We start from the raw sequence: 21,344 nt of genomic DNA on the forward strand, positions 1-21,344 counted from the left end.
CGCGGCTCGTGTGCAAGACGCGGGCGATATGAACGCGATCACACCGAATAGAGGCCGCCGCTTCGGGCCGGCGCATGGGCGGCGCCCGGCGCGTAAGGGCGACTGGCTGCTCAATCGTTTCCACCGCCTGTTCCACCGTATCCTCGATCGCATCGATGCGGGGCTGATGACGGGCTCGATCGAGGCCAGTCTCCCCGATGGCAGCAACCGCCTGCTCGGCGGTCGCGCGCCCGGGCCGGCCGTCATCGTCGACATGCCGAGCTGGCGCGCGATCGTTCGGTTGGTCACTGGCGGGTCGGCCGGCTGGTATCGTGCCTGGGCCGATGGCGACTGGTCGAGCCCCGATCCGGTGCCGCTGTTCGATCTGTTCATGCGCAACGCCGTGTCGCTGGGCGAAACGGCCAGGGCCGGGGGCTTCAAGCGCCTCGTCGGGCGCGTGGCCCATTGGCTGCGCCGCAACGACAAGAACGGATCGCGCCGCAACATCGAATTTCACTATGATCTCGGCAACGATTTCTACGGCTTATGGCTCGATCCGGGCATGACCTACTCAAGCGCGATATTCGCCTCACCGACGCAATCCCTGCACGATGCGCAACAGGCGAAACTCGATGCGATGCTGGCGCGCACCGCTACCCAGGCCGGCGACACGATCCTGGAAATTGGCAGCGGCTGGGGCTCGTTCGCCGAAACGGCGGCCAAGGCTGGCCGCAAGCTGCATGGCGTGACGCTGTCGGCCGAGCAGAAGGCGGCGGTGGATAGTCGCATGGCCACCGCCGGGTTGCCCGACGTCACGGTGTCGCTGACCGACTATCGCGATATCACCGGGCAATATGACGCCGTCGTCAGCATCGAGATGGTCGAGGCGGTCGGCCAGCGTTATTGGCCAGCCTATCTGCAGGCGGTGGCCAAGGCGCTGAAGCCTGGCGGCCGCGCGGCGATCCAATATATCCTGATCGACGACGCGATCTTCGACTCGTACGCGCGCAACGTGGATTTCATCCAGCGCTACGTTTTTCCCGGCGGCATGCTGCTATCGGAAAGCCGGTTCCGCGCGCTGGCCGCAGAACATGGCCTGAGCTGGCACGATCGCGTCGCGTTCGGACAGGATTATGCCGAGACGCTGCGGCGCTGGCGCGTGGCGTTCGATGACGCGGTCGATGCCGGCAAGCTCCCGCCGGAATTCGATGCGCATTTCGTTTCCCTGTGGCGCTATTACCTGATGTATTGCGAGGGCGGGTTCCGCGGTGGTGGCATAGACGTGGCACAAGTCACGCTGATCAAGGGAGAATGATATGCGGTGGATCGGACTGGTCGGGGCGGTAGCGCTCAGCGGGTGCATGACGGCGGGGCCGGCACCGGTGACTTCCTCGGTCCAGATCAATGCGGCCAATGCCAAGCAATTGCAGCAGGCAGGCGCGGCGATCCTGTTCTGGGATCAGGCCAAGCGCGACGCCAATTTCCCGCATATGGAAACGCTCTTTCCGGGCCATATCGTCAAGGCTGGCGGGCGGGTTCGCGCACTCCCCCTGGGCGCGCCGCTGCCGATCGATCCCGCCGCGGTCGATGCCTATATGGCGGCCAACAATACCGCCGGGCTGATCGTGGTGCAGGACGGCAAGATCCGGCTCGAACGTTATGCCCGCGGCTATGCGCGTGACGGCCGCTACACCAGCTTTTCGGTGGCCAAGTCGTTCACCTCGACGCTGGTCGGTGCGGCAATCAAGGACGGCTATATCAAATCGGTCGACGAGCCGGTGACGCGCTACCTGCCCGAACTGGCGGGCAGCGGGTATGATGGCGTCACGATCGCGCAATTGCTGACGATGACCTCGGGCGTGAAATGGAACGAGGATTATACCGATCCCAAGTCCGACGTCGCGGCCATGTATGCCAAGCCCGCGCCGGCGGGCATGGATCCGACCATCGCCTATATGCGCACGTTGCCGCGCGACACCGCGCCGGGCAGCAAATGGGTGTACAAGACCGGTGAGACCAATCTGATCGGCGTGCTGGTGAGCAAGGCGACCGGCCGGCCGCTGGCGACCTATCTCAGCGACAAGGTGTGGAAGCCGTTCGGCATGGAGCGCGATGCGTTCTGGATGATCGATCCCTCGGGACAGGAAGTCAGCGGTTGCTGCCTGTCCGTCTCGCTGCGCGATTATGCGCGGATGGGGTTGCTCGCGCTGACCGGCGGCAAGGGCATCGTCAAGCCGGGCTGGTTCGCCGCGGCGACCACCTCCAAGGCCGAGATCGGTCGCGGGCCGGGTTACGGCTACGGTTATCAATGGTGGACCTATCCCGAGGGCCGGTTCGGCGCGAACGGCATCTTCGGGCAGAATATCCTGGTCGATCCCGCGCACCGCATCGTCATCGCGATGTCGAGCGCCTGGCCCAAGGCGACCGATCGCGACTTGCAGGTGGTGCGGGCGGCGTTCCAGCAGCAACTGATCGACGCGGCGGTGAAGTAACCGAAATCCTCCCCGGAACGGGGAGGGGGAGGGGGCGGGCCGGCGACACAACAGTAGCGTTGCCGGCCCGCCCCCTCCGTCAGCCTTCGGCTGCCACCTCCCCGTACCGGGGAGGAGTTTAAGCGACCCGTTCGAAATGCCCGGTGGCGAAATCTTCCTGCACCAGCGCGACGATGCGATCCGCCACCACGCCCGGCTCCTTCACCGACGCCGGATTCTCGCCCGGATAGGCCCGCTCGCGCATCTTGGTGCGTGTCGCGCCGGGATCGAGGATCGCGGTGCGGATGTTGCTGATCCGCTCCATTTCCTCGCCATAAGCCGCGATCAGCACCTCGAAGGCCGCCTTTGAGGCACCGTACAGGCCCCAATATGCACGCGGCTTGCGACCGACGCTCGACGTAATCCCGATCACCCGCGCGCGCGCCGATTTGCGCAGCATCGGGTCGAACGCGGCGATCAGGGCGGCCTGCGCGCTGACGTTGAGCGTCAATACCTGCGCCAGTTCCTTGGCGTCGATCGACGGCACCGGCGTGAGGCTGCCGAGCATGCCGGCGTTGAGCACCATGATGTCGAGCTGCGGCCAACGCTCGCCGATCGCCAGGCCGAGCCGGGCGATGCTGTCCGTTTCGGTCAGGTCGAGCGGCGCGATCGTCGCCGAGCCACCCGCATCGAAGATCGCCGATTCGACGTCTTCAAGGTCCTTGGCGGTCCGCGCGGTGAGCACGACATGGGCGCCGGCGGCGGCCAGCGCCTTGGCGGTCGCCGCGCCGATGCCGCGGCTGGCGCCGGTGACGAGGGCGATTTGATTGTGGAGGGGGAGGTCGGTCATCGTTCTTCCTTCGTCACCCCGGATTTAGTCCGGGGTCCACCGTGCCGCGACAGCAATCGCTGCGGCGTTTGCACCACGGTGGATGCCGGAACAAGTCCGGCATGACGGCTAAGGTGGCTTAGATCATCCGCTCGGCAAGCAGCGCAAACTGGTCGATCTGCACGACATCGTCCTGATCGGTCAGCTTGGTCGGATAATCGCCGGTGAAGCAGGCGTCGCAATGGCTCGGGCGGATATCGGCTCGACACGGTTCGCCGAGTGCCTTGTACAAGCCGTCGATCGAGACGAACGCCAGGCTGTCGGCCTGGATATAGGTGTTCATTTCCTCGATATTCATGTTGGCGGCGAGCAATTTGCCGCGCTCGGGCGTGTCCACGCCGTAGAAGCACGAATGCCGCGTCGGCGGGCTGGCGATGCGCATATGCACTTCGGCGGCGCCGGCATCACGCATCATCTGCACGATCTTGAGCGAGGTGGTACCACGAACGATCGAATCGTCGATCAGCACGATCTTCTTGCCCTTGATCAGCGCGCGATTAGCATTGTGCTTCAGCTTCACGCCGAGGTGGCGAACCTCGTTGTTCGGCTGGATGAACGTGCGGCCGACATAATGCGATCGGATGATGCCGAGTTCGAACGGAATGCCCGATTGCTGCGCGTACCCGAGCGCGGCGGGCGTGCCCGAATCCGGCACCGGGATGACGATATCGGCATCGACCGGGCTTTCGATCGCCAGCTGCGCGCCGATCGCCTTGCGAACGGTATAGACGCTGCGATCTTCCGAGATCGAATCCGGTCGTGAAAAATAGACATATTCGAAAATGCACGGCCGCGGCGAGACATTGGCGAACGGGCGATGCGAGGTGATCTGGTCGCCCTTGACGATGACCAGCTCGCCGGGATCGATCGAGCGGACGAATTCGGCGCCGCACACGTCGAGCGCGACCGTCTCCGAGGCAAAGATCACGGCATTGCCGAGCTTGCCCATCACCAGCGGCCGGATGCCGAGCGGATCGCGGCAGGCAATCATGCCCTCTGGCGTCATGACGATTAGCGAATAGGCGCCTTCGACCTGCTTCAGCGCGTCGATGAACTTGTCGACCACGGTGCGATAATTGCTGGTGGCGACAAGATGGATGATCGTTTCGGTATCGCTGGTCGACTGGAAGATCGAGCCGCGCCGCACGAGATCGCGACGGATGCGCATCGCGTTCGAGATATTGCCGTTATGCGCGATGGCGAAGCCGCCGCTGGCCAGATCGGCGTAGAGTGGCTGCACGTTGCGCAGCGCCGTCTCGCCGGTGGTCGAATAGCGCACATGCCCGCAGGCGACGGTACCGCGCAGCGCGAAGATGATGTCGTCGCGGTCGAAATTGCCGGCGACATGGCCCATCGCGCGGTGCGTGTGGAATTCCTGGCCATCGAAACTGGTGATGCCGGCCGCTTCCTGGCCACGGTGCTGCAGCGCGTGCAGCCCCAGGGCAACGAGCGCGGCAGCGCCCTCGCTACCGGAAACGCCAAAGACGCCGCATTCTTCGTGCAGCTTGTCGCCATCGGCGACGTCGAACGGATTGGTTGTCAGCATGGCGCCCTTCGGGGGGTGGGTAGCGTCGCGGTGGCATATAGGGACACGATGCGGCTTTGTCGCGCTTTTGTAAGAATTGGCGGGAGCATTCGGTCGCATCGCCCGTTTTCGGCGGGTTAGCGCAAGGAGAGCGGCATGGCGAAGGATCACGGCCCGAGCGTCAAGGACGATAAATTGTACGAAGACCTGCGTAATGATGGCGCCTCGCCGGAGAAAGCGGCGCGAATCGCCAATGCCAAGGCGGCCGGGACGCTGAAGCCGGGCGGCGGCACGCTGGAGGATCGCAGCAAGGCGGATTTGATGAAGGAAGCCAAGGAGATCGGCATTGCCGGGCGGTCCAAGATGGACAAGGCGGCGCTGGTGAAGGCGATCCGTAAGGGGTGACACCGCTCTTCTCGCCACCCCTGCGAAGGCAGGGGCCCATCGCTTTTTCCTGATGAGCCGGTGCTTGGAGAGACAGCGATAGGCCCCTGCCTTCGCAGGGGTGACGGCGGTTTGTGGGCAACGCCCGGTGTTCGCGGCTATAACGACAATCGCGGCCGACCACGCTAAAGCGTCCGCATGACCACCCATCGCGACACTGGCCTCGAGCTGAACCCCAAATATGACGCCGCGGGCCTGATCACCGCGGTGGCCACCGATCGCGTCACCGGCGAACTGCTCATGCTCGCGCATATGAATGCAGAGGCGCTCGCCGCGACCATCGCTACGCGCGAAGCCCATTTCTGGTCGCGCAGCCGCGCCGCGCTGTGGAAAAAGGGCGAAAGCTCCGGCCATGTCCTGCACGTCACCGAGATCCGCATCGATTGCGATCAGGACGCGGTGTGGCTGATCGTCGATGCCGCCGGCCCAGCCTGCCACACCGGCGAGCGCAGCTGCTTCTTCCGACGCATCGACGGGGACGTGTTGAGCCCGGTCGCATGACGCGGCTGCTGTTCGCGCTGCTGTTGCTCACCGCCTGCACGGAGCAACCGGCCCCGGCACCGTTGCCCAGCCCCACGCCGACCACCGCGCTCGAAGCGGCGGCGATCGAGGCAGGGCTGGTGGTCGATCCCGCCAGCACCGACATTACCGGCCTCTATGCGCGCGACACCGACCGCGTGTGCATCGTGCCGGGCGCCACCGCCTACCGCATCGGCGTGTACGTCGATTATGACGACAATCAGAGCTGCGCCGGCAGCGGCGTGGCGACGCGTGCCGGCGAGGCGCTGGAGCTCGACTTCCCGTCCGCCCCGGGCTGTACGTTCACGGCGCGCTATGAGGGTGACCGCATCGCTTTTCCGGGCAAATTGCCCGAACCCTGCGCGAAATTATGTCATCGGCGCGCATCGCTCGCTGCGCTTAATGTCGATCGGCTCAGTGAATCACCCGCGGAAGCCTCCACGCTGCGCGATGCCAAGGGGCGCTTGTTATGCAGTCTGGGTGGTTGACGTTCACGTAAACGGAATTACATAAGAGCTATGCCGAATACGGATTATGCCCCAGCCTATGTCGTGGTGCCGCCGGCAGACGATCGTGAGCAGTTCTCGATTTCCGATCTATCGGCCGAATTCGACGTCACGGCGCGCGCCTTGCGTTTTTACGAGGATGAGGGGCTGATCGCGCCGGAGCGGCGCGGCACCACGCGCGTCTATTCGCATCGTGACCGCGCCCGGCTGGCCTGGATCCTGCGCGGCAAGCGCGTCGGCTTCTCGCTCACCGAGATTCGCGAGATGATCGATCTCTACGATCTCGGCGACGGCCGCAAATCGCAACGGGCGGTGACGATCGACCGCTGCCGCGACCGCATCGAGCTGCTCGACGCGCAGAAGCGTGATATCGATGCGGCGATTGCCGAACTGACCGATTTCATCGCCGTCATCGCCCAAACAAAGCCCGCCTGAAGGATTTATTATGCCCCAGTTCACCCCCCCGGTGCGCGACACGCGTTTTGTGCTCGAGCATGTCGTCGGCCTCGCCAATTACGCCAATCTGCCCGGCTTCCAGAACGCGACGCCTGACGTGGTCGATGCCGTGCTCGACGAAGGCGGCAAGTTCGTCGCCGAAGTGCTGTTTCCCTTGAACGCCAGCGGCGACCAGGAAGGCTGCACGCGCCACGAGGATGGCAGCGTGACCACGCCCAAGGGCTTCAAGGAAGCCTATAATGCGTTCGTCGAATCCGGCTGGGGCACGCTCAGCGCGCCGGAGGAATTCGGCGGGCAGGAAATGCCGCACGTCGTGTCGACCGCGTTCCAGGAATATATGATCTCGGCCAACATGGCGTTCGCCATGTATCCCGGCCTGACGCACGGCGCGATCGCTGCGCTGCTGGTCAAGGGCACGCCCGAGCAGAAGGCCAAGTACGTCCCCAACATGGTCAGCGGCAAATGGGGCGGCACGATGAACCTCACCGAACCGCAGTGCGGCACCGACCTGGGCCTGATCCGCACCCGTGCGGAGCCGGTCGGCGATGGCAGTTACAAGATCACCGGCACGAAGATCTTCATCTCGTCGGGCGAGCATGATCTGACCGAGAACATCATCCATCTCGTGCTGGCCAAGACGCCCGGCGCGCCGGAAAGCTCGAAGGGGATTTCGCTGTTCGTCGTGCCCAAGTTCATGGTCAATGACAATGGCTCGCTGGGCGCGCGCAATCCGGCGACCTGCGGCTCGATCGAGCACAAGATGGGCATCCACGCCAATTCGACCTGCGTGATGAACTATGACGGCGCGATCGGCTGGCTGGTCGGCGAGGAGATGAAGGGCCTCGCCGCGATGTTCATCATGATGAACGCGGCACGACTCGGCGTCGGGCTGCAGGGCCTCGGCGTCGCCGAAGTGGCCTATCAGAACGCCGTGCAATATGCGCACGATCGCCGCCAGGGCCGCGCACTGACCGGCCCCAAGGAGCCGACCGAAAAGGCCGACACCTTGTTCGTCCACCCGGACGTGCGCCGCATGCTGATGGAAGCCAAGGCAATGACCGAGGGGCTCCGCGCACTGTGCCTGTGGGGCGCGCTGCAGGCCGATCTCGAACATGCCGCCGCCACCGACGAGGAAAAGCAGCTGGCAGGCGATCTGCTCGGGCTGCTCACCCCGGTCATCAAGGGGTACGGCACCGACAAGGGCTATGAGATCGCCACCAACGCGCAGCAGGTTTACGGCGGCCACGGCTACATCGCCGAATGGGGCATGGAGCAATATGTCCGCGATGCGCGCATCGCCATGATCTACGAAGGCACCAACGGCGTGCAGGCGATGGATCTGGTCGGCCGCAAGCTGGCGTCCAACGGCGGCCGCGCCGTGCAGGCCTTCTTCAAGGTCGTGGCCGACGACGTTGCTGCCGCCAAGGCAGTGCCCGAGACCGCGGCATTCGCCGAGGCGCTGGAAAAGGCCACGGGCCAGCTCCAGGCGGCGACGATGTGGTTCATGCAGAACGGCATGCAGAACCCCGACAATGTCGGTGCCGGCGCCTATAGCTATATGCAGATCATGGGGATCGTGGCGACCGGGCTGATGTGGCTGCGCATGGCCAGCGCGGCGGTCACGCTGAAGGCGGCGGGCGAGGGCGATCCCGCATTCCTCGACGCGAAGCTGATCACCGCGCGCTTCTTCGCCGAGCGTATCCTGCCGGACGCAGGGGCGTTGCGCCGCAAGATCGAAGGCGGCAGCGAAGCGCTGATGGCGCTGCCGGTCGAGGCCTTCATGGCGGCGTAAGGTAAACTAAGCCCCTCCCCTTAAGGGGAGGGGTTGGGGTGGGGCAGTCCCGCAAAAGACGGCGCTGGTGCGGCTGCACGCCCCCACCGCCAACCCCTCCCCTGAAGGGGAGGGGCTTATTTCTCCGGCACCGCCGTCACCACCGGTTTCGCGACCACCGCTTTGGGCGGCATTGCGGTGAGCTCTACCCGCCGCCGCACGCCGGTCAGTTCCGCAGCGGGCTTGGTCGCACTGCTCACCGGCACCGCCACGCGCGAGCCCGGCAACGTCTCCAGCCGAAACGTCTCGGTCTGCCGCGCCACCGGCACGAACACCTGCAGCTTCATGCATTGCGCGGTATCTGGCCGCTTAAATTCCGCGCAGTTCCACAGCGCCTTGTCGTAGCCGCGTGCGCGATCACGCAGATAGCTGAACGACATGGTAGCGATCTGCTGCGGGGTCACCGGGCTGGCGGTCGGCGTGCGCGCCTTGCTGCTCCAGCCCATGAACTTGCAATAGTCGCGCGCGCCGCACGTCGCAGTCGCCAGTGCCGCGAAATTCTCAGGCGCCATCTTGGGATCGAGCGTGATCAGGAAGCTGTCGGGGTTATCGGTGGTTGCCGATGGGACACTGCCGGTATCGCCCGCCAGGATCGCCGCCGCCTGCTCGCTGGCCAGGGCCGCCTCGTCGAGCGCCGCCCCCATGCGGTGCGCGTCCGAATAGGCGGCGAGCTGCGCGATCACCGGCTCGCTGGGGGACACCGCCCGGCGGAAGGCCGGCGGCGTGCCCCACCAGCCGGTCCAGCGGAAGAACAGGTGCGTGCGCACCTTGGCGACCTTGTCGAGGCTGGACTGCCAATAGGGCACCACCCAATCGGTATGGTAATGCGTGGCATAGCCGACCGGCTTGAACACGCTGCCGGTGAGCGCCAGCGTCGCGGTCTCACGTGCGCGTTTCCACGCCAGATCGGACCAACGGTGGCGGACCAGCGCGCCATCGCAGGTAAAGGTGAACTGGCAGCCGGTGCTGCGCTCCTGGCCTTGGAACACCACGCCGCAGATCGTCTTGGGAAAAGCAGGGTGGCGTGTGCGATTGATGATCACCTGGCCGACCGAGCGCTGCCCCAGCGTGTCGTCGCCCGCTTCATAGAGCATCGCGGCGGCCATGCAGTCGGTCGCCCGCAAGCGGTCTTCGTCGGTGCCGGCCAGGTGAAACGGGCGCGCGGCGGGATTGGGATCAGTGGAGAATGGTATGCCGGCGTTGAACGTTCGCGCATCGTCGGGCGCGAGGTCCTGATAGGTCACGGGCTCGACCGGCGGCAGTTCGGCGGGCGGCACGATCCGGTGCGGGCGCGCAACGAGGCGCCGATGCGGCACGACCGGGGGCGCCAACGCCACGACCAATGCCGGTACGGCGATCGCGAGCAGCGCGATCAGCAGCAGCACGGCGTGATAGACCGGCGCGATCCGCGCGGTGGTGTTCGGAAGGACGATGGACATGGAGGGCAAACTTCAGCGCGGCTCGCGGGCGAGCGGAATTCGGGACATGACGGCTCCTGCCACGACGAGCGGGGGCCTTAGCCTATTATCGGGGAAAGTGAAAATGGCGTTGCCCTGGTGAAGGCAGGCCCTGCTCTTACTGAGCCGCCACCCCGGACGTGTGCGGCACTTAAACCTCTGCGACACGTACTTTGATGTTGTCCTGCGAAAGCGGGAGCCCAGGGTACCGAGCGTCCTCGCTGCGGCCCTGGGCTCCCGCTTTCGCGGGGGAACAAAGGGTTACTTGCTCGGTATCGATAAGCAGTGCGGGGTGACGAAGTGTTCGCACGGACCACGTGGGCGATCAGCTCTCCGGCAGGAAGTCTGGCACGGAGAGATAGCGTTCGCCGGTATCGTAGTTGAAACCAAGCACGCGGACGTCGTCGGGCAGATCGGGCAGCTTCTGCAGGATCGCGGCGAGCGTCGCGCCTGAGCTGATCCCGACCAGCATGCCTTCCTCGGTGGCGGCGCGCCGCGCCATGTCCTTGGCCACGGCGGCGTCGACCTGGATCGAGCCGTCGATCGACTGGGTGTGCAGATTGGCCGGCACGAAGCCCGCGCCGATACCCTGGATCGGGTGCGGGCCAGGCTGGCCGCCGGAAATGACCGGCGAGGCAGCCGGCTCGACGGCATAGACTTTGAGGTTCGGCCAGCTCTTCTTCAGTGTTTCGGCGACGCCCGTAATGTGTCCGCCAGTGCCGACGCCGGTGATGATCACGTCGATCGGCGTTTCGGCGAAGTCGGCGAGGATTTCCTGTGCCGTGGTGCGGACATGCACGTCGATGTTCGCAGGGTTCTCGAACTGTTGCGGCATCCAGCTGTTCGGCGTCTGTGCGATCAGTTCAAGCGCGCGTTCGATCGCGCCCTTCATGCCCTTTTCCCGCGGCGTGAGATCGAACGTGGCGCCGTATGCCAGCATCAGCCGGCGGCGCTCGATCGACATGCTCTCGGGCATCACCAAAACGAGCTTATAGCCTTTGACCGCAGCCACCATGGCCAGGCCGACGCCGGTATTGCCGCTGGTCGGCTCGATGATCGTGCCGCCGGGCTGGAGCTCGCCCGACGCTTCCGCCGCCTCGACCATGGCCAGCGCGATGCGATCCTTGATCGAGCCGCCGGGATTGGCGCGTTCGGACTTGATCCACACTTCGGTGTCCGGAAACAGTCGCTGCACGCGAATGTGCGGCGTGTTGCCGATCGTATCGAGGATCGTGTTTGCCTTCATGATACTGCCTCCATCTCTTTGTCTGCGGCATCCTGCCGGCTGGTTGGCGGATCGAATGTCTTGGCGCGCCTTATGCTGGGGAACAGATAGGTCCACAGGATGGTGACTACAATCGCCCCGCCGCCGCCGACCAGCACCGCACCGACCGGGCCGAGCGCCGCGGCGAGGAAGCCGGATTCGGCCTCGCCGAGCTCGTTGGAGGCGGAAATGGTCAACTGCGAGACGGCGCCGACTCGGCCGCGCATCTCGTCCGGTGTGTGCAACTGGATCAGCGACTGGCGGATATAGACCGAGAACATGTCCGCCGCGCCGGCCACCGCCAGCGCGCCCACCGCGACCTCGAAGGCGTAGGCGGGCACGATCAGGTGGGCGATGCCGAATACGATCGTGGCGGTGCCGTAGATCAACACCGAAACCAGCATGCGCGGACCGACATTGTGCTTGAGCGGACGGATTGAGAAGATCACCGCGACGATTGCCGCGCCGAGCGCAGGGGCGGCAGCCAGCAGGCTCAGCCCTCTCGGCCCGACCTTGAAGATGTCGTGCGCATAGATCGGCAGCAGGGCGCTGGTCCCTGCCAAAAACACGGCGAACAGATCGAGCGTGATCGCGCCGAGCACGAGCTTGTTCTTACCCACATAGGCCAGGCCATCGACGATCTGACGCAGCGGATGTGCGGTCGAGCGCGGCGGGCTGGGCACCTTGCTGATGAACAGCAGCGCCACGAACGCCAGGCCGAACAAGACCGCCGCCAGCCAATAGGCGCCGCTCTGCGCATGGGCATAAGCGAAGCCGCCGACCGCCGGGCCGATGATCGTGCCGACCTGCCAGGAGATCGAGCTCAGCGCGATGGCTGTCGGCAACACCTCGCGCGGCACCAAATTGGGGGCCAGCGCACCGAACGCCGGCCCCGCAAAGGCGCGCCCGAGGCCGAGCAACACCGCGACCGAGAACAATACCGGCAGCGACATCCAGCCTTCATATGTGGCCATGGCCAGGATCAACGCGCAGATCAGCTGCAACGACACGGTGATGCGCGTGATCCAGCGCCGATCGAAACGATCCGCCACCCACCCCGTGATCGGCGTGCTGAGAAACAGCGGCAGGAATTGCAGCAACCCGATCAAGCCAAGCTGCGCCGCCGCGCCGCTCGGGCTCATAGTGGACCGCGCGATCGTATAGGTTTGCCAGCCGATGACGATGATCATCGCGTTCTGCGCGATCGTCATGGCGAGGCGCGCGACCCAATAGGCGCGAAAATTGGCTATACGGAGCGGGTGGGTGGGCGGGGAGGGGGAAAGGTCCATCGCGCACGGCTCTACGCGGGCGGCGCGCCGCGCGGCAATCAGGGATTGCTTGTGCGCGTGAAACTTCTGATGAGGCCCAACGATTGAAGTCGCGAGCGAAACGCGCTTATACGCGCGCTCCTCCCCAAGGAAAACGAGGTTCCAACACGTGGCCAAAGCCCCCGCCCGCCCAACCGATCGTCCCGCCGACCCGCCCGCGCCGAACCGCGAGCGACCCGCCGAACCGCAGCCGTACAAGGCGTCGAAGGACGAATTGCTCGCCTTTTACAAGCAGATGCTGCTGATCCGCCGCTTCGAGGAAAAGGCCGGGCAACTCTACGGCCTCGGTTTCATCGGCGGCTTCTGCCATCTGTATATCGGGCAGGAAGCGGTCGCGGTCGGCCTGCAGTCGGCGCTCGACGGTGAGAAGGATAGCGTGATCACCGGTTATCGCGACCATGGCCATATGCTGGCTTATGGCATCGATCCCAAGGTGATCATGGCCGAGCTGACCGGGCGCGGGGCCGGGATCAGCCGCGGCAAGGGCGGCTCGATGCATATGTTTTCGACCGAGAAGAAGTTTTACGGCGGGCATGGCATCGTCGGGGCGCAGGTCTCGCTCGGCACCGGCCTGGCCTTCGCGCATAAATATAACGCGGATGGCGGGGTCGCGATGGCCTATTTTGGCGATGGCGCGTCGAACCAGGGCCAGGTCTATGAATCGTTCAACATGGCCGAGCTGTGGAAGCTGCCGATCATTTTCGTGATCGAGAACAATCAGTACGCCATGGGCACCAGCGTCAATCGCTCGTCGGCCGAGGACCAGCTGTACAAGCGTGGTGAATCTTTCCGCATTCCGGGCATCCAGGTCGACGGCATGGATGTGCTGGCGTGCCGCGGCGCGGCCGAAGAGGCGCTCGCCTGGGTGCGCGCCGGCAAGGGGCCGATCCTGCTCGAGATGAAGACCTATCGCTATCGCGGCCATTCGATGTCCGATCCGGCCAAATATCGCTCGCGCGAGGAAGTCCAGGCGGTGCGCGACAAGTCCGATCCGATCGAGCATTGCAAGAAACTGCTCGACGTCGAAGGCGTGACCGAGGCCGATCTGAAGGCGATCGATCAGGACATCCGTCGCCAGGTCAACGACGCTGCCGACTTTGCCGAAGCCGCACCCGAGCCGGATGCCGCTGAACTTTATACCGACGTGCTGGTGGAAACCTACTGATGGCGATCGAAATCAAAATGCCCGCGCTTTCCCCGACGATGGAGGAAGGCACGCTCGCCAAGTGGCTGGTCAAGGAAGGCGATGTGGTCAAATCCGGCGACATCATGGCCGAGATCGAGACCGATAAGGCGACGATGGAATTCGAGGCGGTTGACGAAGGCACGATCGGCAAGATCCTGATCGCCGAAGGTAGCGACAATGTGAAGGTCGGCACCGTCATCGCCACGCTGATCGCGGAGGGGGAAGAGGCTTCTTCCCCTCTCCCATCGGGAGAGGGGCAAGGCGCGCCAGCGCCGCGGGGTGAGGGCGACGCCCAGTCGCCTGCATCGCCCTCACCCTCCGCCGCTGACGCGGCTCCTCCCTCTCCCGATGGGAGAGGGGAAGAAGAGGGCGGCACGGCACAGTTGGTCGAAGCGGCTAAGCAGCGTGCCGAAGTGGCCGATCCCGCGCTCCCCGCGGGCACCGAGATGGTCAAGATCACGCTGCGCGAAGCGTTGCGCGATGCGATGGCCGAGGAAATGCGCAGCGACGAGCGCGTGTTCGTGATGGGCGAGGAAGTCGCCGAATATCAGGGCGCGTACAAGGTGACGCAGGGCCTGCTCGAGGAATTCGGCGCCAGGCGCGTGATCGATACGCCGATCACCGAATACGGCTTTGCCGGCGTCGGCACGGGCGCCGCGATGGGCGGCCTCCGCCCGATCGTCGAGTTCATGACGTTCAACTTCGCGATGCAGGCGATCGACCATATCGTGAACTCGGCCGCCAAGACCAACTATATGTCCGGCGGGCAGATGCGCTGCCCGATCGTGTTCCGCGGCCCCAACGGGGCGGCAAGTCGCGTCGGCGCGCAACACAGCCAGAACTACGGCCCCTGGTATGCCAGCGTTCCCGGCCTGATCGTCATCGCGCCGTATGATGCGGCCGATGCCAAGGGCCTGCTCAAGGCGGCGATCCGCAGCCAGGATCCGGTCGTGTTCCTCGAGAACGAACTGCTCTACGGCCGCACCTTCGAAGTGCCCAAGCTCGACGATTACGTGCTGCCGATCGGCAAGGCGCGGATCATGCGCGAAGGCAGCGACGTGACCATCGTGAGCTATTCGATCGGCGTCGGGCTCGCGCTCGAAGCGGCCGAGGAACTGGCCAAGCAGGGCGTGGAGGCCGAAGTCATCGATCTGCGCACGCTGCGCCCGCTGGACAAGGCGACCGTGCTCGAGAGCCTGAAGAAGACCAACCGGATGGTCGTTGCGGAAGAGGGCTGGGCGACCTGCTCGATCGCCTCGGAGATCGTATCGATCTGCATGGAAGAGGGGTTCGACGATCTCGACGCGCCCGTGCTGCGTGTCGCAAACGAGGACGTGCCGCTGCCATATGCGGCGAACCTCGAGAAGCTGGCGCTGCTCAATTCAGCCAAGATCGTCGCGACGGTGCAGAAGGTACTGTAACGGGCGCCGTACCCACCACGACCGTGACCCTGAACTTGGTTCAGGGTCCATCGTGCCACAAAGGCGATCGTCCGAGTGGCCTGCTGGATGCTGAAACGAATTCAGCATGACGGCGCGTTGGGGCAGGGGGCGGCGGCCCGCCCTCAGGCGGTGTACAAATCGCACGTCGATCGGGAGCCGGAAACGCTCTCGTAGATTTTCGTGAAGTCGCGATTGTCGCGGACGATGAACGACGCGGTATATTTCAGCTTGGCCGGCGTCGCGAACATCGATCCCAGTAGCGGCTTATAATCGTAATTGATCTCGACATACATCACCCCGGCACCGTTCGGCGCAGACACCTTCTGGGTACCATCGCCCATGCCACCGGTAACCTCGACGCCCTTGTTCGTCGCAGCCGTGTCCTGGCCGTCATTCGCATCGATCGTGCCATTGGTCTTGTCATAGCTCGAGGCATAGCTCGTACCATTCTGCAGGCCGATGCAGCGCTGCCAGTGAATCGTCTGGACGCCGGTCGACGACCCTTCCAGACTGCTCAGCGTGACGCGTCCATTGGTGGTCAGTTTCATCGACGCGCCCTGCAGCCGTGTCGCCTGCAGCACGTCGCTGATATCGGATTCACGCAATTGCTGCATGGAACTGCCGGTTTCGCCGACGCGCGAGGCGTTGTCGGCCAGGTTCAGCGCGATCTGGCTGAGCCGCATGTTGACGATCGCCAAATTGGCGGTTTCCACACCATACATGCCGACGCCCAGCACCAGCGGCAGGGCCAAAGCGAATTCGATCAGCGCCAAGCCGCGCTGGTCGTGCGCGACGCGGCGGAGGATGAGCGGCAGCGGGCTCACAAGCAGACCGGCTTCACGGTTGGTACGGCTTGGTTGGCATAAGGCTGGTTCTTCAAGATCGTCGTGCTGGTCAGCGTCTGCTGATCGCTCAGGCCGATCATCTTGGCGACAGGGAACAATCGCGCATAGGTCACGCTCATGGTGTACAGCGTGACGTCGTTGGCGCCGCCCTGGCCGGCAATGCCGGGATCCGCATCCCACGTCTTATTGGCGTTGACGTCGTCAAAGCATTCCTTGCCATCGAGCACGCCATTGGCGTTGGTATCGTAAATATATTCGGGTTTGATATTGCCGAACTGGGCATAGCTCTTGCGCGACGAACACCAGGTTCGCGCCGCTGGACTGGCCACGCAGGATTGGCTCGTCGTCTTCGCGATGGTGCTGATCATGGTGATGACCGCCGCGTCGATCGCCGTCGTGTTCTCGGCGCCGCCCTGGATAGCGGAATCGCGCGCCGCCTTCTGCACCGAGCCGTTGAGGATGACCTGGACATATTCCTGGTACATCATCTCGCCCAATCCCATGATCAGCAGCAGCATCACCGGGGCAACGAAGGCGAATTCGATGGCGGTGACGCCGCTGGTATCGCGATGCAGCCGGCGGAGCCGGCGCCGCAGGGTCATTTCGAAATCCTCAACGCCGCGATCTTCTTGGCAATGTCAGAAAAAGCGGTGGAAACGTCCGGCGAGGTGCCGGCATAGATCGCCTGGCTTTTGCTCGACGCGCAGGCTTCGAGCTGGGTTGTCACCGCTTGGCCGACCGCCACGACCCAAACGTCAATGCCCAGATCCTTGGCTTTGGAGCATTCGGCCAGGAAGCGCTGGTTGTGGTAGTTCTGATAGGTGGCGAAGGTGCCGTAATTGCCGTTGGTGACGCGCTGATCGAGCGCTTCATAGCCGTACATACCGTAGATCGACTCGTTCGGTTGCATGTCGCCATCGGTCATGAAGATCAGCACGCGATTCGGCGCCTGGCGCTTTTCCCAGGCTGCCGTATCGCCGGCGAAGATGCCCTTGGGCGACAGCATGCGCGTACCCCAGATCATCCCGGTATCGTGATAGGTGCCGCCGATGGCACGGAAGTCGGTGGCGTTCACATACGCGCTCACCGCGGCACGGGTCATCACTTTGAGCCTCTGTACCGGCTTACCACAAGAGACATAACCGGCTCTTGCATAGGTATCGCTGGCGTAAGAAGTATTGGTGCCATCGTCGCCGGTGCTCGAATCGGGCGTCTTGCTGCGGGTATAAATTACCTCCGGCCACATCGGTCGCCAGCGTGTGTCGATATTGCTGGTCGGCACAAGGTCTGGATCGAGATCGGGCGGCAGGCTGGCGGTGGCGAAAGAGGTGGCTCCAGCCGTGGTCTTACGTTCCTCGATGCAGCCCGCCCAGCGCGAGGTCGTGCCGTTGTTCCTGGTCGGGTCGGTCGTCGCCGCTCCGGTGACGTAGGTCGATACGTCAAGCGCATATTGATTGTAGGTCCATCGCGGCAAATAGGTCGTGGTCACGATCGTGCAAGTGCCGTCGCTGCGCGTGGCGACGACCATTTTTGCCTTCGGTCCCGGCGTGCCGGTGGTCGTGTCGTACCCCGTAGCCGGCGAGCGCGCAGAGTTGTAAGACGCGCAAGTCGCGGAGTTGACATTGTTGGAGGTCACGCTGCTTGACGAGCTTTCGCCCGTCTGCCGCCGTGTCTGGTAATTCCAGTTCGGCAGCGCTCCATTGCCGACCATATATGCGGGGCTCAGATCCATGATCGCGCGCCCGGCGTTGACCGTCGAGGTGTAGGTGACGAACCCGTAGCGCACATTTGTGGTTGGATCGATCGTTGAGGTCATCGTGTCGAAGAAGCTCAGCACCGCCAAGCGGAGCGCCTTGATCCGCGCGTCGCTCTTTTCAGGTACGTAATAGCCGGTCGATCCAGGGTATCCGGCGATGCTCAGATTGCCGCTGCCGGTGCCGTCGGCGGGCTTGGTATAGGTGACGACATCGTCGGTGTCTTTGCTGTTGCCCTGCGGGTCGCTGACATAGGTGCTGCAGGCGGCGGTCGAATCCGCCGGCGTACACGCCATCGACCCGGTGGTGTCGAGCACGAACATCACATCGGTATCGGCGACGTCGTAGCGCGCCTCGCACGTCACATCGAGTTTTACGTTTGGCGCATTGAACATCTTGGTGATGGTCATCGGCACGGTTGCCGTGGCCGTAGCCGACACCTGGTTATCGGCGGTTTTGACCGGCACGAAGGGATAGGGTGTAGTCGTTGAGGTGAACGCCGCCGTGCCCATCAGGCCGCTGGGAAAGTTGTTCGCGAAAAACGTCTTGGCTTGCGTCGCGGCGGCGGTATCGAGCGTGGTTCCGGTCGCCACCATGCTCTTGCGGCCGGCCAGCACACCGGCGTCGCAGGCCTGTTGCAGGCGGACCTTGACGAGATAGAGGCGGCCCATGTCGACGACCGAGCCGGCCATTGCCGAGAGCGGGATCAGCGAAATCGCCATGATGGCAAGCGTATTGCCGCGCTTGTCGCGCGCCAGCTTGCCAAAGAAGGTCGCCTTGTTCGGCGCCCGGCTGTTCGGTCCTCGCATTATGATCCCACGCCCACTGGATTGACACTTGCCGAACGCGATAAGGCCGCACTCGATAAGCTAGGATCAAACGACATGGTTAATGCGGTGGTAACCGTGGAAGCGGGCGGCGCGACGTCCGACCCCGAACGCGCGCTGGCATTCTCATACGCCGATGCGGGTGCGCGTGACGCGATCATCGCTTTGTTCGCGCTGGACGATACGCTGGGACGCATTCTGCGCACCACACGCGAGCCAATGGTCGGGCAGATGCGGCTGACCTGGTGGCACGACGCGCTGACCAAGCTCGACACTGCCGCGCCGCCAGCCGAGCCGGTGCTGCAGGCGTTGGCGGCGCAGGTGTTGCCGCGCGGCGTGACCGGCCGACACCTGGCGGGCATGATCGATGCGTGGGAAGCGTTGCTCGATAGCGAGACACCGGACGCCCCGACATTGGAAAGCTATGCGCAGCGCGGCGTGATCCTGTTCGGCGCCGCGGGCATGGTGCTGGGCGCGGCGGCGGGGGACCCGGTGGCGCCGGCCGGGCGGGGCTGGGCGCTGGCTGATCTTGCGCGGCATGTCGGCGATGCCGCTATTGCCGACCGCGCACGGGCGCTGGCGGCGGGGCCGCTGGCCGCGGCGACGGCGCGCGGTTGGAGCCGGCCCGCTCGGGCCCTGGGCGCGTTGGCGCATCTTGCCCGCATGGACCTGGCGGCGCCGCCTGGCGTGCCGATCCGCCCGGCCGCCCCGGCGCGCATCGGGCGCCTGCTGTGGCACCGGCTGACCGGGCGCTAGGCTTTCGTTCGCGCGCGAAAAAGGATATTTTGGCGGCGAGGGACATGGGGAGGCGGATATGTGGCGCTATCTGGCGGGCGGTGTTGCGGCGTTGCTGTTGGTCGCAGCGGCCATCCTGTTGATCAAGACGCCGGCACGCTCGATCGCGGTATTGCCCAAAGCGCCGGCGGCGGCGCAGACCTCCGCGGCCGAGCAGTTGCCCGATAGCGTTCCAGAAGCGACCCCAAGGACGCGCGAGCAGAAGCGCTTCAACCGCTACGACAAGGACCGCGACGCGCTGATCACCCGCGACGAATATCTTGCGCAGCGGCGCAAGATATTCGCCAAGCTGGACGTCGACAAGGACGGGCGCCTGTCTTTCGACGAATGGGCGGTGAAGACGACCGACAAGTTCGCTGCTGCCGACAAAGACAAATCCGGAAGCATGACGGCCGTCGAGTTCGTCGCCACCGCCCCCAAGCGCACCACGACGGTGCGCGCCAAATGCCCCCCGGTGGGGCGCGCGCCAGCGCGGGAGGAGGATGACGGGTGACGGGTGACCGGAGGATCAGGCCGCGAGCCATTCCCCCAGCGCTTCGCGCGCGCGATCGGTGTACATCTTCTTGCGATCCGCCTTCTTGGTCTTGCCCGGGATCGGCGGGAACAGGCCGAAATTGACGTTCATCGGCTGATACGTTTCCGCTTCCGCCGCCCCGGTAATGTGGTGCAGCAGCGCACCGAGCGCGGTCGTCACCGGTGGCGGCGCAAGCGTCTCGCCCCGCAGTTCGGCGGCGGCGAAGCGACCGGCGATCAGGCCGATCGCCGCGCTCTCGATATAGCCTTCGCAGCCGGTGATCTGGCCGGCGAAGCGCACGTTGGGCATCGCCTTCAGCCGCAGCGTCGGATCGAGCAATTCGGGCGAGCGGATGAAGGTGTTGCGATGCAGCCCGCCCAATCGTGCGAACTCGGCATTTTCCAGCCCCGGAATGGTGCGGAACAGCCGCACCTGCTCGGCATGCTTCAGCTTGGTCTGGAAGCCGACGATGTTCCACAGCGTGCCGAGCGCATTATCCTGGCGCAGCTGGACCACGGCATAGGGCCAGCGCCCGGTGACCGGATCGTCGAGCCCGACCGGCTTCATCGGCCCGTAGCGCAGCGTATCGACGCCGCGCGAGGCGGCGACCTCGATCGGCATGCAGCCCTCGAAATAGGGCGTGTCCTTTTCCCATTCCTTGAACTCGGTCTTCTCGCCGTCGATCAGCCCGGCGTGAAAGGCGAGATATTGCTCCTGGTTCATCGCACAGTTGATGTAATCCTTGCCCTCACCCTTGTTCCAGCGCGACTGGAACCAGGCTTTGTCCATGTCGATGCTGTCGAAATGGACGATCGGCGCGATCGCATCGAAAAAGGCCAGCGCATCGGCGCCGGTCGCAGCCCCGATGCTGGCGGCGAGCGGGGCGGCGGTGAGCGGGCCGGTGGCGATGATCACCGGGCCGTCGGGAATCGTGTCGATCCGTTCGCGCACCACGGTGATGTTGGCATGGCCCTCGATCGCGCGGGTTACCCCTTCGGAGAAGCCGTCGCGATCAACCGCCAGCGCGGAGCCTGCTGGCACCTTGTGCACATCGCCTTCGCGCAGGATCAGCGAGCCCATCGTGCGCATTTCCTGGTGGATCAGGCCGACCGCGTTGCTCGTCGCGTCGTCCGAGCGGAAGCTGTTGGAACAGACCAGCTCGGCCAGACCATCGGTGTGATGCGCCGGCGTTTTCTCGCCGGTGCCGCGCATTTCGGACAGGCGGACCTTGAACCCGGCCTCGGCGAGCTGCCACGCCGCTTCCGAGCCGGCGAGCCCGCCGCCGATGATGTGAATGTCATGTATCATGCGC

Annotated in this window: 20 protein-coding genes; 11 read left to right on the forward strand and 9 right to left on the reverse strand. The window is 64.6% G+C overall.

The genetic code is table 11. The annotated features are described in order from the left end of the window. The first annotated feature begins 28 nt into the window (after positions 1-28). Together U1739_RS01880 and U1739_RS01885 are read left to right on the forward strand one after the other, a co-directional pair. The gene (locus tag U1739_RS01880) at positions 29-1,294 is read left to right on the forward strand and encodes a class I SAM-dependent methyltransferase (protein WP_443025478.1); all 1,266 of its coding nucleotides are present in this window, start codon (positions 29-31) and stop codon (positions 1,292-1,294) included. A 1-nt stretch (position 1,295) separates the two neighbouring features. Next, positions 1,296-2,471: a serine hydrolase domain-containing protein gene (locus U1739_RS01885; RefSeq protein WP_332703419.1), complete on the forward strand. Its 1,176-nt coding sequence runs from the start codon at positions 1,296-1,298 to the stop codon at positions 2,469-2,471. Positions 2,472-2,589: 118 nt separating this feature from the next. On the opposite strand, the gene U1739_RS01890 is transcribed toward U1739_RS01885, so the two are convergent. Continuing rightward, positions 2,590-3,300 carry an SDR family NAD(P)-dependent oxidoreductase gene (locus U1739_RS01890; RefSeq protein ID WP_332703421.1) on the reverse strand — a complete coding sequence of 237 codons (711 nt, stop codon included), beginning with the start codon at positions 3,298-3,300 and terminating at the stop codon, positions 2,590-2,592. Between the two features lie 118 nt (positions 3,301-3,418). Further along, positions 3,419-4,885 carry an amidophosphoribosyltransferase gene (gene purF / locus U1739_RS01895; protein WP_332703423.1) on the reverse strand — a complete coding sequence of 489 codons (1,467 nt, stop codon included), beginning with the start codon at positions 4,883-4,885 and terminating at the stop codon, positions 3,419-3,421. Between the two features lie 135 nt (positions 4,886-5,020). Here purF and U1739_RS01900 point away from each other — a divergent pair, with 135 nt between their 5' ends. The 5 genes from U1739_RS01900 (at position 5,021) to U1739_RS01920 (ending at position 8,581) form a co-directional block, all read left to right on the forward strand. Next, positions 5,021-5,269, forward strand: coding sequence for a DUF7218 family protein (locus U1739_RS01900; RefSeq protein WP_332703425.1), 249 nt, complete (start codon positions 5,021-5,023; stop codon positions 5,267-5,269). A 177-nt stretch (positions 5,270-5,446) separates the two neighbouring features. Beyond that, positions 5,447-5,809, forward strand: coding sequence for a phosphoribosyl-AMP cyclohydrolase (gene hisI, locus U1739_RS01905; protein ID WP_332703427.1), 363 nt, complete (start codon positions 5,447-5,449; stop codon positions 5,807-5,809). Beyond that, positions 5,806-6,315, forward strand: a complete 510-nt coding sequence (locus tag U1739_RS01910; RefSeq protein WP_332703429.1) for a hypothetical protein — start codon at positions 5,806-5,808, stop codon at positions 6,313-6,315. The genes hisI and U1739_RS01910 overlap by 4 nt, the downstream gene beginning before the upstream one ends. Before the next feature lie 30 nt (positions 6,316-6,345). Beyond that, complete coding sequence (locus U1739_RS01915) at positions 6,346-6,768, forward strand: MerR family transcriptional regulator (protein ID WP_332703430.1); 423 nt, start codon at positions 6,346-6,348, stop codon at positions 6,766-6,768. A gap of 10 nt (positions 6,769-6,778) precedes the next feature. Beyond that, a complete protein-coding gene (locus U1739_RS01920; protein WP_332703432.1) occupies positions 6,779-8,581 on the forward strand; it encodes an acyl-CoA dehydrogenase C-terminal domain-containing protein in 1,803 nt (600 codons plus the stop codon). Between the two features lie 116 nt (positions 8,582-8,697). Here U1739_RS01920 and U1739_RS01925 read toward each other — a convergent pair whose 3' ends face one another. From U1739_RS01925 to U1739_RS01935, 3 genes are all read right to left on the reverse strand, one after another. Beyond that, positions 8,698-10,059, reverse strand: a complete 1,362-nt coding sequence (locus U1739_RS01925; RefSeq protein ID WP_332703434.1) for a cell wall hydrolase — start codon at positions 10,057-10,059, stop codon at positions 8,698-8,700. 343 nt (positions 10,060-10,402) lie between these two features. Continuing rightward, positions 10,403-11,323 carry a cysteine synthase A gene (gene cysK, locus U1739_RS01930; protein ID WP_332703437.1) on the reverse strand — a complete coding sequence of 307 codons (921 nt, stop codon included), beginning with the start codon at positions 11,321-11,323 and terminating at the stop codon, positions 10,403-10,405. Continuing rightward, entirely contained in the window at positions 11,320-12,630 is a 1,311-nt protein-coding gene (locus U1739_RS01935) for an MFS transporter (RefSeq protein WP_332703439.1), read from the reverse strand. The genes cysK and U1739_RS01935 overlap by 4 nt, the downstream gene beginning before the upstream one ends. A gap of 148 nt (positions 12,631-12,778) precedes the next feature. Between U1739_RS01935 and pdhA the strand changes: the two genes are divergently transcribed. Next, complete coding sequence (gene pdhA / locus U1739_RS01940; RefSeq protein WP_332703441.1) at positions 12,779-13,834, forward strand: pyruvate dehydrogenase (acetyl-transferring) E1 component subunit alpha; 1,056 nt, start codon at positions 12,779-12,781, stop codon at positions 13,832-13,834. Then, positions 13,834-15,276, forward strand: a complete 1,443-nt coding sequence (locus U1739_RS01945) for a pyruvate dehydrogenase complex E1 component subunit beta (RefSeq protein ID WP_332703443.1) — start codon at positions 13,834-13,836, stop codon at positions 15,274-15,276. Before pdhA ends, U1739_RS01945 begins: the two co-directional genes overlap by 1 nt. Before the next feature lie 143 nt (positions 15,277-15,419). On the opposite strand, the gene U1739_RS01950 is transcribed toward U1739_RS01945, so the two are convergent. The 3 genes from U1739_RS01950 to U1739_RS01960 are packed head-to-tail and all read right to left on the reverse strand — an operon-like array spanning position 15,420 to position 18,705. Continuing rightward, on the reverse strand, positions 15,420-16,121 hold the full coding sequence (locus U1739_RS01950; protein ID WP_332703446.1) for a TadE/TadG family type IV pilus assembly protein: 702 nt from the start codon (positions 16,119-16,121) through the stop codon (positions 15,420-15,422). Beyond that, entirely contained in the window at positions 16,118-16,744 is a 627-nt protein-coding gene (locus tag U1739_RS01955; protein ID WP_332703448.1) for a TadE/TadG family type IV pilus assembly protein, read from the reverse strand. The genes U1739_RS01950 and U1739_RS01955 overlap by 4 nt, the downstream gene beginning before the upstream one ends. Next, positions 16,741-18,705: a pilus assembly protein TadG-related protein gene (locus U1739_RS01960; RefSeq protein WP_332703450.1), complete on the reverse strand. Its 1,965-nt coding sequence runs from the start codon at positions 18,703-18,705 to the stop codon at positions 16,741-16,743. Before U1739_RS01960 ends, U1739_RS01955 begins: the two co-directional genes overlap by 4 nt. Before the next feature lie 75 nt (positions 18,706-18,780). Here U1739_RS01960 and U1739_RS01965 point away from each other — a divergent pair, with 75 nt between their 5' ends. Together U1739_RS01965 and U1739_RS01970 are read left to right on the forward strand one after the other, a co-directional pair. Then, on the forward strand, positions 18,781-19,479 hold the full coding sequence (locus tag U1739_RS01965; protein ID WP_332703452.1) for a squalene/phytoene synthase family protein: 699 nt from the start codon (positions 18,781-18,783) through the stop codon (positions 19,477-19,479). Between the two features lie 58 nt (positions 19,480-19,537). Next, on the forward strand, positions 19,538-20,011 hold the full coding sequence (locus U1739_RS01970) for an EF-hand domain-containing protein (protein WP_332703454.1): 474 nt from the start codon (positions 19,538-19,540) through the stop codon (positions 20,009-20,011). Between the two features lie 15 nt (positions 20,012-20,026). On the opposite strand, the gene trmFO is transcribed toward U1739_RS01970, so the two are convergent. Continuing rightward, a complete protein-coding gene (trmFO, locus tag U1739_RS01975; RefSeq protein ID WP_332703456.1) occupies positions 20,027-21,340 on the reverse strand; it encodes a methylenetetrahydrofolate--tRNA-(uracil(54)-C(5))-methyltransferase (FADH(2)-oxidizing) TrmFO in 1,314 nt (437 codons plus the stop codon). Between the last annotated feature and the right edge of the window lie 4 nt (positions 21,341-21,344).

Source organism: Parasphingomonas puruogangriensis, assembly GCF_036663635.1.
Taxonomy (GTDB): Bacteria; Pseudomonadota; Alphaproteobacteria; order Sphingomonadales; family Sphingomonadaceae; genus Sphingomonas.

Bases quoted from the DNA above. Each gene is read 5' to 3' on its own strand.
- U1739_RS01880 (WP_443025478.1), top strand. From the start codon at position 29: ATGAACGCGATCACACCGAATAGAGGCCGCCGCTTCGGGCCGGCGCAT.
- U1739_RS01885 (WP_332703419.1), top strand. From the start codon at position 1,296: ATGCGGTGGATCGGACTGGTCGGGGCGGTAGCGCTCAGCGGGTGCATG.
- U1739_RS01890 (WP_332703421.1), bottom strand. From the start codon at position 3,300: ATGACCGACCTCCCCCTCCACAATCAAATCGCCCTCGTCACCGGCGCC.
- purF (WP_332703423.1), bottom strand. From the start codon at position 4,885: ATGCTGACAACCAATCCGTTCGACGTCGCCGATGGCGACAAGCTGCAC.
- U1739_RS01900 (WP_332703425.1), top strand. From the start codon at position 5,021: ATGGCGAAGGATCACGGCCCGAGCGTCAAGGACGATAAATTGTACGAA.
- hisI (WP_332703427.1), top strand. From the start codon at position 5,447: ATGACCACCCATCGCGACACTGGCCTCGAGCTGAACCCCAAATATGAC.
- U1739_RS01910 (WP_332703429.1), top strand. From the start codon at position 5,806: ATGACGCGGCTGCTGTTCGCGCTGCTGTTGCTCACCGCCTGCACGGAG.
- U1739_RS01915 (WP_332703430.1), top strand. From the start codon at position 6,346: ATGCCGAATACGGATTATGCCCCAGCCTATGTCGTGGTGCCGCCGGCA.
- U1739_RS01920 (WP_332703432.1), top strand. From the start codon at position 6,779: ATGCCCCAGTTCACCCCCCCGGTGCGCGACACGCGTTTTGTGCTCGAG.
- U1739_RS01925 (WP_332703434.1), bottom strand. From the start codon at position 10,059: ATGTCCATCGTCCTTCCGAACACCACCGCGCGGATCGCGCCGGTCTAT.
- cysK (WP_332703437.1), bottom strand. From the start codon at position 11,323: ATGAAGGCAAACACGATCCTCGATACGATCGGCAACACGCCGCACATT.
- U1739_RS01935 (WP_332703439.1), bottom strand. From the start codon at position 12,630: ATGGACCTTTCCCCCTCCCCGCCCACCCACCCGCTCCGTATAGCCAAT.
- U1739_RS01945 (WP_332703443.1), top strand. From the start codon at position 13,834: ATGGCGATCGAAATCAAAATGCCCGCGCTTTCCCCGACGATGGAGGAA.
- U1739_RS01955 (WP_332703448.1), bottom strand. From the start codon at position 16,744: ATGACCCTGCGGCGCCGGCTCCGCCGGCTGCATCGCGATACCAGCGGC.
- U1739_RS01960 (WP_332703450.1), bottom strand. From the start codon at position 18,705: ATGCGAGGACCGAACAGCCGGGCGCCGAACAAGGCGACCTTCTTTGGC.
- U1739_RS01965 (WP_332703452.1), top strand. From the start codon at position 18,781: ATGGTTAATGCGGTGGTAACCGTGGAAGCGGGCGGCGCGACGTCCGAC.
- U1739_RS01970 (WP_332703454.1), top strand. From the start codon at position 19,538: ATGTGGCGCTATCTGGCGGGCGGTGTTGCGGCGTTGCTGTTGGTCGCA.
- trmFO (WP_332703456.1), bottom strand. From the start codon at position 21,340: ATGATACATGACATTCACATCATCGGCGGCGGGCTCGCCGGCTCGGAA.